This is a genomic window from Achromobacter sp. 18P8.1.1, from assembly GCF_057799415.1.
Genome location: NZ_JBYOKH010000018.1, coordinates 19,818 through 35,685 on the forward strand (window position 1 = coordinate 19,818; position 15,868 = coordinate 35,685).

Here is a 15,868-nt window from a genome sequence, read left to right on the forward strand (position 1 = left end):
AGCGCGCGTAACCCATCAGACAGCGGTTGCTCTGTCGCTAAAGTTGCCAAGAAATCACCGCCGCTTGATGGGTTACGCGCGCTCGGCAGCAGTATTCTTGCTTAAGAACTCTCGCGCTTCACCCATCCTACGATCGCTCAGGATGCCTGAGCGGCGTCCTCCAGGATCATTTCGGCGCCGCGCTCGGCCACCATCATGACGGCGGCCTGCGTGTTGCCGGAGACCATCTTCGGCATCACCGACGCGTCCACCACGCGCAACCCCGTCAGGCCGTTCACGCGCAAGCGTACGTCGGTCACGGCGGCGGCGTCCGAGCCCATGCGGCAGGTGCCGATCGGGTGATAGATCGTCTGGCCGTTGCGCCGCGCGAAGTCCAGCCATTGCTCGTCGCTTTCCACGGCGGCACCGGGGCTGACTTCGGCCTCGATGAACCGTTGCATGGCCGGTTGTCCCACGATGCGGCGCGCCACTTTCATGCCGCCGACGAGGCTGTCGCGATCGATCTGCGCCGACAGGAAGTTCGGGCGGATCGACGGGCCCGCCAAGGGATCGGCGGACTTGATGTGGATGCTGCCCACCGATTCCGGGCGCAACTGCGCCACGCCGATCGTCATGCCCGGATGGCGGTCCAGGATGCGTTCGGCCGCGTTGGCATAGCTGGCATGCACGAAGAAGAACTGCACGTCGGGCGTCGGCAGGTCAGGCGCGCTCTTGACGAAGCCGTGGACGAGCCCCGTGCCCAGCGTCAAGATGCCGGTGTGGCGGGTGTAGTAGCGAGCGACCTGTTGCGCCAAGCGCCAGCCGCGCGACATTTCGTTCAAGGTCACGGCATTCTTCACGCGCCAATTCATGCGCGTCGCGAAGTGGTCGATATAGTTTTCACCGACCTGCGCCTGCGCGTGCACCAGCGGGATGTTGAAGGATTGCAGCCGCGCCGGATCGCCCACGCCGGACAGTTCCAGCAACTGCGGCGACTGCACAGCCCCCAGGCACAGCACCGTTTCGCGGCGCGCCCGTACGGTGTGCTCCTGGCCGTTCTGGCGATACGTCACGCCCACGCAGCGCTTGCCTTCGAACTCCAGCCGCGTCACATGCGCGCCGCATTCCACCTTCAGATTCTGGCGACCGGCGGCGGGCTTCATATAGCCGTCCACCACGCTCCAGCGCCTGCCCCGATGCTGCAGCACCTGGTAGTAGCCCACGCCTTCCTGATTGCCGCTGTTGTAGTCGGCGTTCAGCGGCTGGCCATCCTCTTGCGCGGCGCGCAGGAAAGCGTCGGACACCGGAAAGCGTTCGGCGACTTCCTCCAGATGCATCGGCCCGTTCTTGCCCCGGCTTTCGCCGCCGGGTTCGTAATGCTCGATCTTGCGGAACAGCCGTTCAGCCTGCGCATGCCCCCAACCCGTCGCACCCGCGGCTTCCCAGCCGTCGTAGTCCTGCGGCTGTCCGCGCACGTAGATCATGCCGTTGATCAAGGTGGATCCGCCCACGCCCTTGCCGCGCGGCACGGCGATGGTGCGGCCGTGGACGTTGTCTTCGGGCTCGGTCGCAAAGCGCCAGTTGTAGTCTGGGTTCACCAGCAGCTTGGAAAAGCCCGCCGGGATCGAGATCCACATGCTGCGGGCCTCGAAGCCGGCCTCCAGCATCAGGACGCGATGCTTGCCGTCGGCGGTGAGCCGGTTGGCCAGGATGCAACCCGCCGTGCCGCCGCCCGCAATAATGAAATCGTAGTCGCCCATCTTTTTATCTACCCCGTCCTGATATCGGCTGCATGCTATTTCGCGGGAACCACGCCCAGCATCTCGGCCATCAGCTCGATCTGGCAGGCCAGCATCGGCGCGCCGTAATGCACCTTGCAGCCCTTGGCCTGGGCGGCCAGCAACAGCGCCGTGTCCTTGGGCTGCATGATGACTTCGCACACCAGTTGGTCCGGCGTCAGGCGGCTGGTATCGAGCGGCAACGCATCGCCTTCCTTCATGCCCAGCGACGTGCCGTTGACGACCAGGTCATGGCCGGCCGGGTCGGGCGTGCCGATCGTGATCTTGGCGTCCGGATGCAGCGACAGGATGCGGGCCTTCAGGTCTTCGGCCTTGGCCGGCGTGCGATTGGCGATGGTCAGCCGCGACACGCCTGCCTGGATCAGCGCAAAACCGATGGCATTGGCTGCGCCGCCGGCGCCCGCCAGATAGGCGCTTTTCCCCTGCACGGGCACACCCGCCGTCAGCAGGCCGCGCACGAAGCCTTCGCCGTCCAGCATATGCGCCACCAGCCTGCCGTCCGCGTCGCGGCGCACCACGTTCGCCGCGCCGATCTTGCGAGCGACCGGCGTGACCTCATCGACCAAGTCCAGGATGGCGGTCTTGTGCGGCATGGTGATGATGACGCCCCCCAGGTTCTCCAGGCGCCGCAGGCCGTCGACCACGGCTGCCAGATTGTCGGGCCGCGCATGGAACGGCACGCACACGCCGTCGAACCCGATCTTGGCGAACAGCTCGTTCATGCGCTGGGGCGTCTTCACATGATGGATCGGGTCGGCCAGGATGCCGAACAGGCGCGTGTTTCCGCTGATTTCCTTCATCGTGTTCTCCGGGGTCAGGCTTTATTTGAGGTTTTGATCACTTCGCGGGCCACTTCGCCGATGCCGGCAGCGTCCAGCTTGTAGTGGGCGTACAGCGTGGTGGGCGGGGCGATCAGGCTGTATTCATCATAGATGCCGTGGCGGCGCAGTCGGGTGCCCGTGCCGGCATCCGCCAGCACTTCAGCCACGGCCGAACCCAGCCCGCCCAGCACATTGTGTTCTTCCACCGTCATCATCAGGCGCGCCTGCCCCGCCGCCGCCAGCACGGCGTCGCGGTCCAGCGGCTTGATGGTCGGCATGTCGATCACGCCGACCGACAATCCTTCCTGGCGCAGCTGTTCTGCCGCGGCCAACGCGGCATGCAGCGTGATCCCGCAAGCGATGATGTTCAGGTCGCTGCCCGTCGAATGCACGATCGCGCGGCCGAATTCGAACGGCGCGCCGTCTTCGTACACCTGCGGATCGCGGCCCCGCCCGATGCGGAAGTAGATGGGTTCGGGCCAGTCGACCGAGGCCTTGATGGCGGACGCCAGCTGCGGGCCGTCCGCGGGCGAGACGACCGTCAGGCCGGCCAGCGCGCGCATCGTCGAGATGTCTTCAGTGGCGTGATGCGAGGTGCCGTAAAAGCCCAGGCTGATGCCGGTATGGTGGCCGATCAGCCGGACCGGCAGCTTGGTGTATGCCACGTCCATGCGGATCTGTTCGCAGCACAGCAGCCCCAGAAACGAGGCGAAGGTGGCCACGAACGGCATCATGCCGGTGGTGGCCAGGCCGGCCGCCGCCGACACCATGTTCTGCTCGGAAATGCCGAACTGCACGTAGCGGTCCGGGTAGGCCTGGGCAAAGCGGTTCAGGCCGTTGGAATATTGCAGGTCGGCCGAGCCGGCCACCACCGGGTGCCCGGCCTGCGCCAGTTCGATCAGCGCATCGGAAAGATAAGACAGCCCGGGGTTCACCGCATTCAGGGCGCGGTACTGCCAGGAGTCGGGGGAGAGGACTTGTGCCTGTGCCATTCAGATCTCGCGGGAGAGGATTTCGTCGACGGCGCTTTGCGCATCTTGCGGCGCCAGATAGCCCAGGTGCCAACCCGGCTCGGTTTCCATGTAGGACACGCCTTTGCCCTTGATGGTCTTGGCAATCACGCACGCTGGCCTCTCGCGCGCGTCGTCCGCACGCAGGCGGCGCAGCAGCGCCGTCAATTCCAGCAGGTTGTGGCCATCGACTTCATGGACGTCCCAGCCGAACGCCAGCCACTTCTCCTTGAGCGACTCCACGCCCATCACGTCGTCCACCTTCCCATCCAGCTGGTAGCCGTTGCGGTCGACGATGGCGATCAAGCGCGACAAGCGGTTATGCGCGGCGAACAATGCCGCTTCCCAGACCTGCCCTTCCTGCATTTCGCCATCGCCCAGCATCACGAAGACATTGAAGTCGCGCTGGCTCATGCGCCCGCCCACCGCCATGCCCACGCCGTTGGACAGCGCATGCCCGATCGAGCCCGAGCTGAAATCCACGCCCGGCACCTTGCTCATGTCAGGGTGATCGCCCAGAGGGCTGCCCAACCGGGTGTAGCCGTCCAGCAATTCGCGGTCGATGAAGCCGTGGTCGGCCAGCACCGGAAACAGCCCCACGGCGGCATGGCCCTTGCCCATCAGGAAGCGGTCGCGGTCGGGCCAGTGGGGCTCGCCCGGGCGCAGCCGCATCACGTCGTAATACAGCGACGCGAAGATTTCCGCGCACGAGAAGACCGAGCTGTAGTGCCCGACCTTCGCGATTTCGATAAGTCTGATTGTCTCCAGCCGGATATGGCGGGCTTTCTCCCGCAGCATCCTGACTTCCCCCTCGGTGGGGGCCTCCTGGTGATGGCGCATGGCGCGTCCTTTCTTCGTTAGGATATATGATATATAATATACCCATTGAGCTTGAATTGGCTATGGCGGGCTAGAATTCATTCCGGATTCACCCGTTCCCTCAATACAGCAAGCCCGAAACGTCATGCCCAGCCTCAAACCGGTAAAGAAAGAGAACCTCTCCGTCAGGGTCTACAACGAAATCCGCAATGCCCTGATCAACGGGCAGTACGAACCCGGAGAACGCCTGATCATTGGCGAACTGGCCCAAGAAATGGGCGTGTCCATCACGCCCGTACGCGAGGCCATCTTCCGCCTGATCAGCGAGCAGGGCCTGGAGATGCAGGCCGCCACGGCGGTCTATGTGCCCTACGTGAATTCGGAAAAGCTGCGCGAGATCCAGCAGATCCGTTTCCATCTGGAAGGCATGGGCGCGGCCGAGGCCGCGCAGAACATCACGCGCAAGCAGCTGGACAATCTGGTCGCCTTGCAGCGGGACTTCATCTCCTGCACGTCGACGGACCCCAAGCGCGCCAGCTACCTGAACCGCAAGTTCCACTTCGGCATCCTGGAAGCCAGCAACAAGCCCATCCTGCGCAGCACGGTGGAATCGTTCTGGGTCATCACGGGCCCCATCCTGAAGGTCTTCCACATCAAGACGGCCGGCCTGGACTATTCCGAAAACGAGCATCGCCACGAAGCCGTGCTGGAAGCGCTGGAAGCGCGGGACTCCGAAGCGGCGCGCAGCGCCATCCAGGCCGACCTGGTCTGGGGCGGCAAGATCATGATTGACTGGTTGGTCGAGCGCGAGAAAGAGCTCGACTACCGCCCTCCCGTGCCACGTAAATAGGAAGACTTCATGCTGAAGATTTTTGGCGCTCCCAGCCGCTACATACAGGGAGCGGGCGCCCTGGCCACCTTGGGCCAGTACGCCGCCTTGTTCGGGCGCCGCGCCGCCCTGGTCATCGACCGCTACGTCCATGGCGTGCTGGGTCCAAGAATCGACGCCTTGGGCGCTGAACACGGTGTAGCGCTGACGCCGCTGATCGTCGACGGCGACCTGACGCCCGAACTGATCGCGCAATTGCGCGCGCAAGCCTCGGACGCCGGCATCGACATGGTGGTGGCGGTGGGTGGCGGCAAGTCGCTGGATGCGGGCAAGGCGGTGGCGAAGTCGGCCCACTGCCATCTGATCACGGTGCCCACGGTGGCATCCAACGACGCGCCCACCAGCAAGAACTATGTGCTGTACGACGAACATCACAACCTCCTGGCCGTCGAACACATGCTGTTCAATCCCACGGTCGTGCTGGTAGACACCGCCATCATCGCCACCGCGCCGGTGCACTTCTTCCGCGCCGGCCTGGGCGACGCCATTTCTAAGAAGTTCGAAGCCGAGCAATGCCAACGCAACGGCGGCAAGAACATGTACGACGGCGCGCCGCTGCTGTCGGCGCAACTGATCGCCGATGGCTGCCTGCGCACCCTGCTGGCCGATGGCGTGGATGCCGTGGCGGCCGCGGGCACCGGCCAGCCCACGCCGGCGTTCGAGCGCGTGGTGGAAGCGATGATCCTCATGAGCGGTCTCGGTTTTGAAAGCGGCGGCCTGTCCATCGCCCACGCGCTCACGCGCGGGCTGCCTAAGATCGGCGGCGTGGCGACGGCATTGCATGGCCTGCAGGTCGCAGTCGGCCTGCTGGTGCAACTGGACCTGGAACAGCGCAACGACGGCATGCTGGCCGACCTGACCCAGTGGTACGCCCAAGTGGGCCTGCCCACCACGCTGCGCGAACTGGGCGCCGCCGATACCCCTGGCGACGCGGACTTGACCCTGGCGGCGGAACTGACCTTGAAGGCACGCCATGCCGCCAATTTCGATCGCGAGCTGGACGTCGCCACGCTTGCCGACGCGCTGCGCCGCCACGCTTGAACGCGGCCGGCGCACCCGCGCCGGCCTGCCTCCCTGATCAGAACTTCACGTTTTCCCGGCCCTTCAGGCCCAGCTTGGCGCGCGCTTCGTCGGGCGTCGCCACCTCCAGGTTCAGCGCCTCGAGGATGGAGCGGATGCGCTCGACCTGCACGCGGTTGGACTCCGCCAACTGCCCCGGGCCGATCCACAGCGAGTCTTCCAGGCCCACGCGCACGTTGGAGCCCATCGCGGCACCGATGGTCGCCAGCGGCATCTGGTTGCGGCCCGCGCCCAGGATCGACCATTCGTAGTCGTTGCCGAACAGCCGGTCTGCCGTGCGCTTCATGTGCATCAGGTCTTCCGGGTGCGGGCCGATGCCGCCCAGGATGCCGAACACGGATTGGATGAACGGCGGCGACTTCACCAGCCCGCGGTCGACGAAGTGCGCCAGGTTGTAGAGGTGGCTGATGTCGTAGCACTCGAATTCGAAGCGCGTGCCGTTGGCGTTGCCGAGCGTCAGGATGGATTCGATGTCTTGATAGGTATTGCGGAAGATCAGCGAGCGGCTGTTCTCCAGGTGTTCCCGTTCCCAGTCATGCTTGAAGTCCTGGAAGCGGTCCAGCATCGGGAACAGGCCGAAGTTCATCGACCCCATGTTCAGCGAAGCCAGTTCGGGCTGGAAGGTCGTAGCCGGGCGCATGCGCTCTTCCACCGTCATGTGCGGGCTGCCGCCGGTGGTGATGTTGATGATGGCATCGGTCTCGTTCTTGATCCGCTCAAGGAACGGCTTGAACAGCGCGGGATCCTGAGACGGCTTGCCCGTCTGCGGATCGCGCGCGTGCAGGTGCAGCACCGCCGCGCCGGCCTTGGCCGCGCCGATGGCGGCTTCCGCGATTTCATCGGCGGTGACCGGCAGGTGCGGCGACATGCTGGGCGTATGGATGGCGCCCGTCACGGCGCAGGTAATGACGACTTTCTGTTTGGGCTTAGCCATTGTTGTCTCCGTTCTCTTGTTTGTGGCGCATCAGGCGCATCAGCTTTTCATCGCGCCAGAAGCGGCGCTTGGCAAGGTCTTCCTGCGGCAGCAAGCCGCGGCGTTCGTCCTCCAGCGCGGCGACCAACGCGCCGTCCCAGGCCACGCATTCGCCCTGGTCGGCACCGATGGACTCGTACAGGCCACCGTACCGCGCGCAGTAGTCAGCAATGCCGCCCGGCGCATTCAGGTCGATCGTCTCGAACGGCCCCATGAACGACCAGCGCAAGCCCAGGCCGTCCTTCACGGTCACGTCGATGTCTTCGGCGCTGGCGATGCCTGCTTTGGCCAGCCGGAACGCCTCGTGCAGCAAGGCGCCCTGCAGGCGGTTAAGGATGAAGCCTTCGATTTCGCGGCGGACCAGTACCGGTTTCTGGCCGATGGCCGTCATGGCCTCGCGGGCGGCATCCAGCGCCTGCGGACTGGTCCAGGGCGCGGGGCATAGCTCCACGACAGGAATCAGATAAGGCGGGTTGACCGGGTGCGCAACCAGGCAGCGATGCCGTCCGGGCAGGTGTTCGGTGAATTGGCTGGCGGGGATGCTGGAGGTCGAACTGCCGATCACCGCGTCGGGTTCGGCCACGGCGTCCAGTTCCGTAAACAGCGCGCGCTTGATCTCGACCTTTTCCGGCGAGTTCTCTTGTATGTAGCTGGCGCCTTTGACCGCGTCGGCCAGGCTGCCGGCCACGTGCACCCGCTCGATGATGCCGCTGGCGTCTTCCAACAGGCCCTGGGTTTCCAGTTCGCGCAGTTGCTGCAGGATCAGCGAACGCGCTTCGGCCAGCATGGCCGCATTGACGTCGTACAGTCGCACGTCCCAGCCCTTGCGGGCGAACACGATGGCCCAGCCCTGGCCGATCAGGCCCGTTCCGATGATGGCGGCGCAACGCGCCGGGGAGCCGGTACCCATCAGTAGAGCTTCTGCGTGAAGCCATCCACCACGATGGCCTGGCCCGTGACGCTGCGGGCGGCTTCGCTGGCGTTGAACAGCACCATGTTGGCGATGTCGCGCGCCGTAACCATGCGGCCCAGCACGGCCTGGTTTTCGTACTGCGCGGCGATCTCGTCCACCGGACGGCCCAACGTATCGGCCTTGGCTGCGATGACGGCACGGATGCGCGGGCCTTCGACGGCGCCCGGCAGGATGGCGTTGACCCGAATGCCATGCGGCCCCAGTTCGATCGCCAGCGACTTGGTGAACCCGATCACCGCCCACTTGGACGCGGAATACACCGACCGCCCCGCAAAGCCCAGGTGACCGGCGGCGGAAGACAGGTTGATCATCACGCCCGCCTTGGATGCCTTCAGCAGGCCGATGGCCTGGCGCGCGCACAGGAACTGGCCGGTGATGTTCACGGCCAACGTGCGGTCCCAGTCCGCCTTGGACAGGGTTTCAACGTAACCGGTGGGCCCCGCCACGCCCGCGTTGTTGATCAGGATGTCCAGCCCGCCCAACTTCTGCTTGACCGCGGCGAAAAGCGCGCCCACGCTGTCCTCGTCGGATACGTCCGCAACCGCGGTATGCACGCCCGGCAATTCGGCCGGCAGCGCGGCCAGGCGCGCTTCGTTCACATCGCACACGAACACCGTGGCACCCGCATGATGGAACACCTTGGCCATCTCCAGGCCCAGACCATCCGCGCCCGCGGTGATCAGGACCCGTTTTCCGGCGAAATCGACTTCCTCGAACATGCTTCTGTCTCCTGGGTTTTTATGGAAAAGCGCGCGCTTGATGATATAGGATATATGATTAGGCCGGCTAGTTTCTCGTACTTTCAGTAACGCTGGCGACCATCCGACAGGTACGCCCGCCTGACGGAATATTGCGGTTCATTTCGCCCCTTATCGGCCGCTGAGGCTTTATTCATGCGGCTTTAGGGAATTCCCCGATTCGGCTAGTTGCGGCCCCAACTAGAATCCAAGGCGGGGTTTTTGTACCTGGCCGGCACATATATCATATATTTAAAAAAGACGGACACCACTAAAAACAGTCCGCATCCCATACCGACAAAGGAGCGTAGACCGTGTTCAAGTTCAATAAGATTATTCTGGCGCTAGGCGTGTGCGGCGCACTGGCAAGCGGCACCGCAGCGGCCGACATGAAAGTGGGCGCCCTCTTCCCGTTCAGCGGCGCGCTTGCGCTCCTGGGACAAGAGAGCTATCGCGGTCTGGAGCTGGCCGTCAACGAGATCAACGCCGCAGGCGGCGTGAACGGCGAGAAGATCGAAATCGTCAAGGCGGACGCCGTGGACCCCACGCAGGCCGTGTCGGAAACCAAGCGCCTGATCTCGGCCAACGTGGTCGGCGTGTTCGGCAGCTACGCCTCCGGCATTTCGTACGCGGCCTCGCCCGTGACGGAACTGGCGGGCGTGCCGTATTTCGAACTGGGCGCCACCGCCCACAAGATCACCACGCGCGGCTACAAGTACCTGTTCCGCAGCAACCCCAATACGGCGCTGTACGGCGTGTCGGTGGTCAATGCGCTGCATGACACGATCGCCCCGGGCATGGGGTTGAACCCCAAGGACATCAAGATCGGCATCATCCACGAAGACGGGCCTTACGGCACGGACGTGGCCGCCACCGAAAAGAAGCGTGCCCAGGAACTGGGCTACACGGTTGCTGAAGTGCTGCCCTACTCGGCCAAGACGGTAGACCTGTCGTCCCTGATCCTGCGCCTGAAGGGCGCCAAGGTGGACGTGGTGCTCCAGACGGCCTATCAGAACGACGCCATCCTGTTCTTCAGCCAGGCGCGCGCCGCGGGCTTCAAGCCCAAGGTCGTGATTGGCGCAGGCGGCGGCTATTCGCTGGCCGATACGGCCAAGGCGGTCGGCGCCGACATGAACGGCGTGTTCGACCTTGACTTCCCGCAGTCGTCCATCAATCCGGCTGGCGCGCCGGGCCTGGACAAGTTCCTGGAAGCCTACAAGGCCACCTACAAGAGCGACCCGCAATCAGGCCACAGCCTGACCAACTACGTGGGCGCCAAGGCCTTCTTCGAAGCCATCGGCAACGCCAAGTCCACCGACAAGGACAAGATTCGCGCCGCGGTCATGGCCTACAAGAAGCCGGCCGGCCAGACGGCCAACGGCTGGGCCTTCGACTTCGGCGAAGACGGCCAGAACAACGCCTCCACGTTCTACGTGATGCAGTGGCAGGACGGCAAGCTCGTCACCATCGCACCCAGCAACCTCGCACTTGGCAAGCCGGTCTTCAAGAAGTAAGCGCGACGCCAGTGATCAGGCGCTCGGGGGCGCCTGACGTTTCCCGGGAATTGCGCGCTCCGGCGCGGCCGCTTTCACCGCGGCCGTGCCGGGGCCGCATCCCGCTCTAAGAGGTTGCACCATGGATATATTCATTCAACTGGTCATCAACGGCCTGTTGCTGGGCGGCGCGTACACCATCATCAGCCTGGGGCTGACGCTGATCTTCGGGGTCGTGCGCGTCGTGAACTTCGCGCACGGCGAATTCCTGATGATCGGCATGTACCTGGTCTATCTGATCGCGGCGCAATTCGGCGTCCATCCGTACGTGGGCCTGGTTCCGGTTGCCGTCATCCTGTTCGCGCTGGGTGCGCTGACGCAGAAAGGCATCATCCAGCCGCTGCTCAACGCCGACCAGCACATCCAGATTTTCGCCACGGTGGGCGTATCCACCATTCTGCTCAACCTTGCGCTGGTGATCTTCGGCGCCAACGTGTATCGCGCGCCGGTGGAACTGGGCACGAATGCCATCGACGTGGGCAACTACTCGATGGTGACGGGCCAGTTGATCACGTTCGTGGTCGGCATCAGCCTGGCGGTGCTGCTGCATCTATTCATGCACCGCACCTATCTGGGACGCGCGCTTCGCGCCGTGGCCCAGCATCGCTATGCCGCCACCCTGATGGGCGTGAACGTCAACAACGTCTACGCCATCGCCTTCGGCCTGGGCACGGCATTCGTCGGCATCGCCGCGGGCCTGCTGGCGCCGCAGTATCCGGTGTTTCCGACCGTGGGCACGTACTTCGTGCTGACGGCGTTCGTGATCGTGGTGCTGGGCGGCCTGGGCAGCCTGTACGGCGCCGTCGCCGGCTCCATGATCATCGGCATCGTGGATACGCTGGCCGGCTATTACATCGCCCCCGACCTGAAAGAGGTCGTGTATTTCGGGATCTTCCTCTTGATCCTTGTCCTGCGTCCGAACGGCCTGTTCGGCGTTGGAACAGAGTGATCAGAGCCACAAGGAGCGAGACGTGTTTCCCGACTTTCGAAGCCCCAAAGCCTACGTCAGCCTGATTTTGCTGATCGTCATGTTCATCGTGCCCGCCGTCATGGGCACGCCCTTCTGGACCAACCTTTTCGTCCTGCTGTTCGTTTTTTCGTCCTTGTCCGTCGCGTGGAACATCGTGGGCGGCTACGCGGGCCAGCTGTCGCTGGGCCACGCCGTCTTCTACGGCATCGGCGGCTACACGGCCACACTGCTGACGCAGAACTTCGGCATTTCGCCGTGGTTCGGCATGCTGGCTGGCGCGGTCATCTCGGCCGGCGTCGCCATCCTGATCAGCTATCCCACGCTGCGCCTGCGCGGGCCGTTCTTCGCGCTGGCCACCATCGCCATCCTGGAAGTGGTGCGGCTGCTGGTCATCCACGAAGAAAGCTGGACGGGCGGCTCCAGCGGCATCAGCCTGCCGCTGAACATCGGCTGGGCGTGGATCGTGTTCCGCGAAAAGCTCAACTACGTGATCATCGCGTTCGGGCTATTCCTGTTCGTGACGTGGGTGTCGTGGTACATCCGCAAGTCGCGTATCGGCCATTACCTGATCGCCATCCGGGAACGCGAAGACGCCGCGCTTGCCGTGGGCATCCCCACGGTGCGCGTGAAGATCATCGCCGCGGTCGTGTCGGCCATGCTGACCAGCATCATCGGCACCTTCCACATCACGTACCTGACCTTCGTGGATCCCAGTTCGGCGTTCTCGCTGGAGCTGTCGATCCAGGTCGCCATGTTCGCGTTGATCGGAGGTTTGGGCACCGTGGCCGGTCCGATCGCGGGCACCTTCCTGGTGCTGCCGATCGCGGAACTTGCGCGCGGCTGGTTGTCCAGCGTGGGTAACGGCATGCACGGGCTGATCTATGGCCTGATCCTGGTGGCGGTGGTGTTGACCATTCCGCGCGGCCTGGCCGGCGCGTTCGGCCCCGCCATCGAACGCGGGCTGGCGCGCCTGCCCTATCTGGGTTCGCCCCGCAAGAAGCTCAAGCTGGCCGACGAACTTCGGTTGCACAACGCCACCCGTTCCGAGCAGCCGGTGCTGAAGGCCGACAAGCTGTTCAAGAGCTTTGGCGGCCTGCGCGCCACCAATGATGTGTCGCTGACGCTGAACCAGAACGAGATCCTGGGCATGATCGGGCCGAACGGCGCCGGCAAGACCACGGTGTTCAATCTGCTGTCGGGCTTTTTGTCGCCGGACAAGGGCGGCATTTCGATGCTGGACGCGGACGGCAACTGGGTCACCTGCAGGACGCCGGACGAGTATGCGCACAAGGGCCTGGGCCGCACTTTCCAGATCGCCAAGCCGTTCACCGGTCTGACGGTGCTTGAGAACATCATGCTGGGCGCCTTCATCCGCACGTCCAGCCGCGATGAGGCCGAGCAGATCGCGCTGAAGGTGGCCGAGCAGACGGACCTGGTCAAGTATCTGAATACCGAAGCGCGCAGCCTGACGGTGGGCGGCATGAAGCGGCTGGAAATCGCCCGCGCGCTGGCCATCAAGCCGCGCATCCTGCTGCTGGACGAAGTGATGGCGGGGCTGAACCCCACCGACATCGAGAAGTCCATCCAGATGATCCGCCGCATCCGCGACTCGGGCGTATCGGTGCTGCTGATCGAACACATGATGCAGGCCACGATGGCGCTGTCCGACCGCATCATCGTCCTGAACGAAGGCGCGGTGCTGGTCAGCGGCGCGCCCAAGGACGTGGTCGAGAACCCCGCCGTCATCGAAGCCTATTTGGGCAAGGAGTATCAGGATGCTTAAGGTGACGAATCTGTCGTCGGGCTATGGCAAGAGCCAGGTGCTGAACGGCCTGAACTTCGAGGTCAATGCGGGCGAGATCGTCACCCTGATCGGCGCCAACGGCGCCGGCAAGACGACGACGCTCAAGACCCTGTGCGGCGTGATCCCCGCCATGCAGGGCAAGGTCGAATTCGAAGGCCACGACCTGACCAACCGCAACCCCTATGACATCGTGGACGCCGGGATCACCATGATTCCCGAAGGCCGCCAGCTGTTCCCGCACTTTACCGTCCGCGACAATCTGCTGATGGGTTCCTACAAGCGCGCCGCGCGCCCCATCGTGCAGCGCAAGCTGGATGAAGTGCTGCGCATTTTCCCGCGCGTCAAAGAACGGCTGACGCAGTACGCCGGCTCGTTGTCCGGCGGAGAACAACAGATGGTGGCGATCGCGCGCGGCATGATGGCCGACCCGAAGCTGCTGGTATTCGACGAACCCTCGCTGGGCCTGTCTCCGCTGCTGGTGCAGCAGATGTTCGACATCATCCGCGACGTCACCTCGCACGGCGTGACGGTGCTGCTGGTGGAACAGAACGTGTTCCGCACCCTGCGTCTTGCCGACCGCGGCTACGTGCTGGAGAACGGCGCCATCGTGCGCACCGGGACCGGCGCCGAACTGCTTAGCGACCCTCACGTGAAAAAGGCCTATCTGGGCCATTGATGACCAGGACCCGTTTCTTATGACTCTACGCTGCACATTCATCGACCACGGCAAGGGCGGCGCGCCCGATTGCATGCACGTCGCCGAGCGCGACATGGCCGCTCCCACCGGCCGCCAAGTCTTGATCGAAGTGGCCTACGCCGGCGTGAACCGCCCCGACGTGCTGCAACGCTCGGGCTCGTATCCGCCGCCGCCGGGCGCTTCCCCCTATCTGGGGCTGGAAGTCTCCGGCACCATCATCGCCGTCGGCCCGGACGTCACGGCCTGGAAGGCTGGCGACGCCGTGTGCGCACTGACGCCGGGTGGCGGCTACGCCCAGTATTGCCTGGCCGACGAACGCCACTGCCTGCCCGTGCCGCGCGGCATGGACTTGCTGTCCGCCGCCGCCATCCCCGAAAACTACTTCACGGTCTGGACCAACGTGTTCGACCGCGCCCGCTTGTCGGCCGGCGAGAAGTTCCTGGTGCATGGCGGGTCCAGCGGCATTGGCCTGACGGCCATCCAACTGGCCCGCGCCTTCGGCGCCGAGGTCTGGACCACCGTCGGCAACCAGGACAAGGCGGATGCCTGCCTGAAGGCCGGCGCGCATCACGCCGTGCTGTACCGGGATGCGGACTTCGAAGCCGAGGTCCGCCAGGCCTCCGGCGGCGCCGGCGTGGACGTGATCCTGGACATGGTGGGCGGCGCCTACATCAACAAGAACATCCGCCTGCTGGCCGTCAATGGCCGGCTGGTGCAGATCGCCTTCCTGGAAGGCAGCAAGGCCGAAATCGACGCACTGCCGATCATGACCAAGCGGCTGCAATTCACGGGGTCGACGCTGCGTCCGCGCTCGGACGACGACAAGGGCGACATTGCGCGGTCGCTCGCCAGCAAGGTCGTGCCGCTGATGGAGCAAGGGCAATGCCTGCCCTTGATCCATAAAGTGTTCCCGCTGGCCGAGGCAGCCCAGGCGCATGCGCTGATGGAAAGCAGCAAGCACATCGGCAAGATCATGCTGAAGGTGCAGGCATGAGCGGCCGCTTCCAGGACCAGGTCGCCATCGTCACTGGCGCGGTGGGCGGCATCGGCTCGGCCATCGTCGAGGGTTTCCTGGCCGAAGGCGGCCGGGTCGGCCTCGTCGATTTCAATTCGCAGGCGGGCCAGGCGTTCGAGAAGGAGCTACGTAAGCATGGCCACCAGGTCGCGTTCGTGCACGCCGACGTGGCACATTTCGACCAATGCCAGGCAGCCTACGATCGCATCACGTCCGAACTGGGCGCAGCCACGATTCTCGTGAACAACGTGGGCATCTCGCCCAAGACGGACGGCCGCGCGCTGAAGGTCTGGGAGATGCCGCCCGGGGAATGGGACAACGTGGTGTCGGTGAACCTGAACAGCGTGTTCTACATGACGCACCTGGCCACGCCGCACATGGTCAAGCAGCGCCAGGGACGCGTGATCAATATGTCGTCGGTGGCCGGCAAGGCCTACTGCGACATCGTGGCGGCGCACTACGCGGCCACCAAGGCCGGCCTGATCGGCCTGACCCGCCATTGGGCCGCGGAACTGGGCGAATACGACGTGACGGTGAACGCGCTGGCACCGGGCCGCATCAGCACGCCGCTGCTGAAAAGCGTGCCGAAAGCCATCAATGACGCCGTGGCCCAGGTGACTGCGCTACGCCGGTTGGGCACGCCAGAGGAAGTGGCCGACGCCTGCCTGTTCTTCGCGTCCGATCAGGCCCGGTTCGTCACCGGCCAAGTGCTGGACGTGGCCGGTGGGTGGCTGATGACTTGATGGGAG

At 64.5% G+C, this 15,868-nt stretch carries 15 protein-coding genes; 8 read left to right on the plus strand and 7 right to left on the minus strand.

Features of this window, described 5'->3' with window-relative positions:
* Positions 1-137 precede the first annotated feature (137 nt).
* From AC27VE_RS13550 to AC27VE_RS13565, 4 genes are read right to left on the minus strand one after another with little or no spacing between them, the layout of a single operon-like run.
* Positions 138-1,739, minus strand: coding sequence for a GMC family oxidoreductase (locus AC27VE_RS13550; protein ID WP_488704136.1), 1,602 nt, complete (start codon positions 1,737-1,739; stop codon positions 138-140).
* Between the two features lie 35 nt (positions 1,740-1,774).
* Entirely contained in the window at positions 1,775-2,578 is an 804-nt protein-coding gene (locus AC27VE_RS13555; RefSeq protein ID WP_006227858.1) for a shikimate dehydrogenase family protein, read from the minus strand.
* A 14-nt stretch (positions 2,579-2,592) separates the two neighbouring features.
* Positions 2,593-3,591: a transketolase family protein gene (locus tag AC27VE_RS13560; RefSeq protein WP_427960432.1), complete on the minus strand. Its 999-nt coding sequence runs from the start codon at positions 3,589-3,591 to the stop codon at positions 2,593-2,595.
* Positions 3,592-4,449 (minus strand): transketolase, encoded by an 858-nt coding sequence (locus AC27VE_RS13565; RefSeq protein ID WP_088591288.1) that lies wholly within the window; start codon positions 4,447-4,449, stop codon positions 3,592-3,594. It abuts the gene before it with no gap.
* A gap of 124 nt (positions 4,450-4,573) precedes the next feature.
* On the opposite strand from AC27VE_RS13565, the gene AC27VE_RS13570 reads away from it, so the two are divergent.
* Together AC27VE_RS13570 and AC27VE_RS13575 are read left to right on the plus strand one after the other, a co-directional pair.
* On the plus strand, positions 4,574-5,278 hold the full coding sequence (locus AC27VE_RS13570) for a GntR family transcriptional regulator (protein ID WP_006227855.1): 705 nt from the start codon (positions 4,574-4,576) through the stop codon (positions 5,276-5,278).
* Between the two features lie 9 nt (positions 5,279-5,287).
* Positions 5,288-6,358, plus strand: a complete 1,071-nt coding sequence (locus AC27VE_RS13575) for a glycerol dehydrogenase (protein WP_488704137.1) — start codon at positions 5,288-5,290, stop codon at positions 6,356-6,358.
* Between the two features lie 37 nt (positions 6,359-6,395).
* Here the strand turns inward: AC27VE_RS13575 and kce are convergent, their stop codons facing one another.
* From kce to AC27VE_RS13590, 3 genes are read right to left on the minus strand one after another with little or no spacing between them, the layout of a single operon-like run.
* Positions 6,396-7,331, minus strand: coding sequence for a 3,5-dioxohexanoate:acetyl-CoA acetone transferase (gene kce / locus AC27VE_RS13580; RefSeq protein WP_280027986.1), 936 nt, complete (start codon positions 7,329-7,331; stop codon positions 6,396-6,398).
* The gene (locus tag AC27VE_RS13585) at positions 7,324-8,280 is read right to left on the minus strand and encodes a 3-hydroxyacyl-CoA dehydrogenase (RefSeq protein ID WP_088591291.1); all 957 of its coding nucleotides are present in this window, start codon (positions 8,278-8,280) and stop codon (positions 7,324-7,326) included. The genes kce and AC27VE_RS13585 overlap by 8 nt, the downstream gene beginning before the upstream one ends.
* A complete protein-coding gene (locus AC27VE_RS13590; protein WP_006227851.1) occupies positions 8,280-9,062 on the minus strand; it encodes an SDR family oxidoreductase in 783 nt (260 codons plus the stop codon). Before AC27VE_RS13590 ends, AC27VE_RS13585 begins: the two co-directional genes overlap by 1 nt.
* A 332-nt stretch (positions 9,063-9,394) precedes the next feature.
* On the opposite strand from AC27VE_RS13590, the gene AC27VE_RS13595 reads away from it, so the two are divergent.
* The 6 genes from AC27VE_RS13595 to AC27VE_RS13620 all read left to right on the plus strand — a co-directional run bounded on the left by AC27VE_RS13595 (position 9,395) and on the right by AC27VE_RS13620 (position 15,862).
* Complete coding sequence (locus tag AC27VE_RS13595; protein ID WP_006227850.1) at positions 9,395-10,594, plus strand: ABC transporter substrate-binding protein; 1,200 nt, start codon at positions 9,395-9,397, stop codon at positions 10,592-10,594.
* Positions 10,595-10,715: 121 nt separating this feature from the next.
* Complete coding sequence (locus AC27VE_RS13600) at positions 10,716-11,582, plus strand: branched-chain amino acid ABC transporter permease (protein ID WP_006227849.1); 867 nt, start codon at positions 10,716-10,718, stop codon at positions 11,580-11,582.
* Positions 11,583-11,604: 22 nt separating this feature from the next.
* Positions 11,605-13,386 carry a branched-chain amino acid ABC transporter ATP-binding protein/permease gene (locus AC27VE_RS13605; RefSeq protein ID WP_088591292.1) on the plus strand — a complete coding sequence of 594 codons (1,782 nt, stop codon included), beginning with the start codon at positions 11,605-11,607 and terminating at the stop codon, positions 13,384-13,386.
* Positions 13,379-14,083, plus strand: coding sequence for an ABC transporter ATP-binding protein (locus AC27VE_RS13610; RefSeq protein ID WP_006227847.1), 705 nt, complete (start codon positions 13,379-13,381; stop codon positions 14,081-14,083). Before AC27VE_RS13605 ends, AC27VE_RS13610 begins: the two co-directional genes overlap by 8 nt.
* 19 nt (positions 14,084-14,102) lie before the next feature.
* Positions 14,103-15,098, plus strand: a complete 996-nt coding sequence (locus AC27VE_RS13615; RefSeq protein WP_488704138.1) for an NAD(P)H-quinone oxidoreductase — start codon at positions 14,103-14,105, stop codon at positions 15,096-15,098.
* Positions 15,095-15,862: an SDR family oxidoreductase gene (locus AC27VE_RS13620; protein WP_006227845.1), complete on the plus strand. Its 768-nt coding sequence runs from the start codon at positions 15,095-15,097 to the stop codon at positions 15,860-15,862. Before AC27VE_RS13615 ends, AC27VE_RS13620 begins: the two co-directional genes overlap by 4 nt.
* Positions 15,863-15,868: the final 6 nt, after the last annotated feature.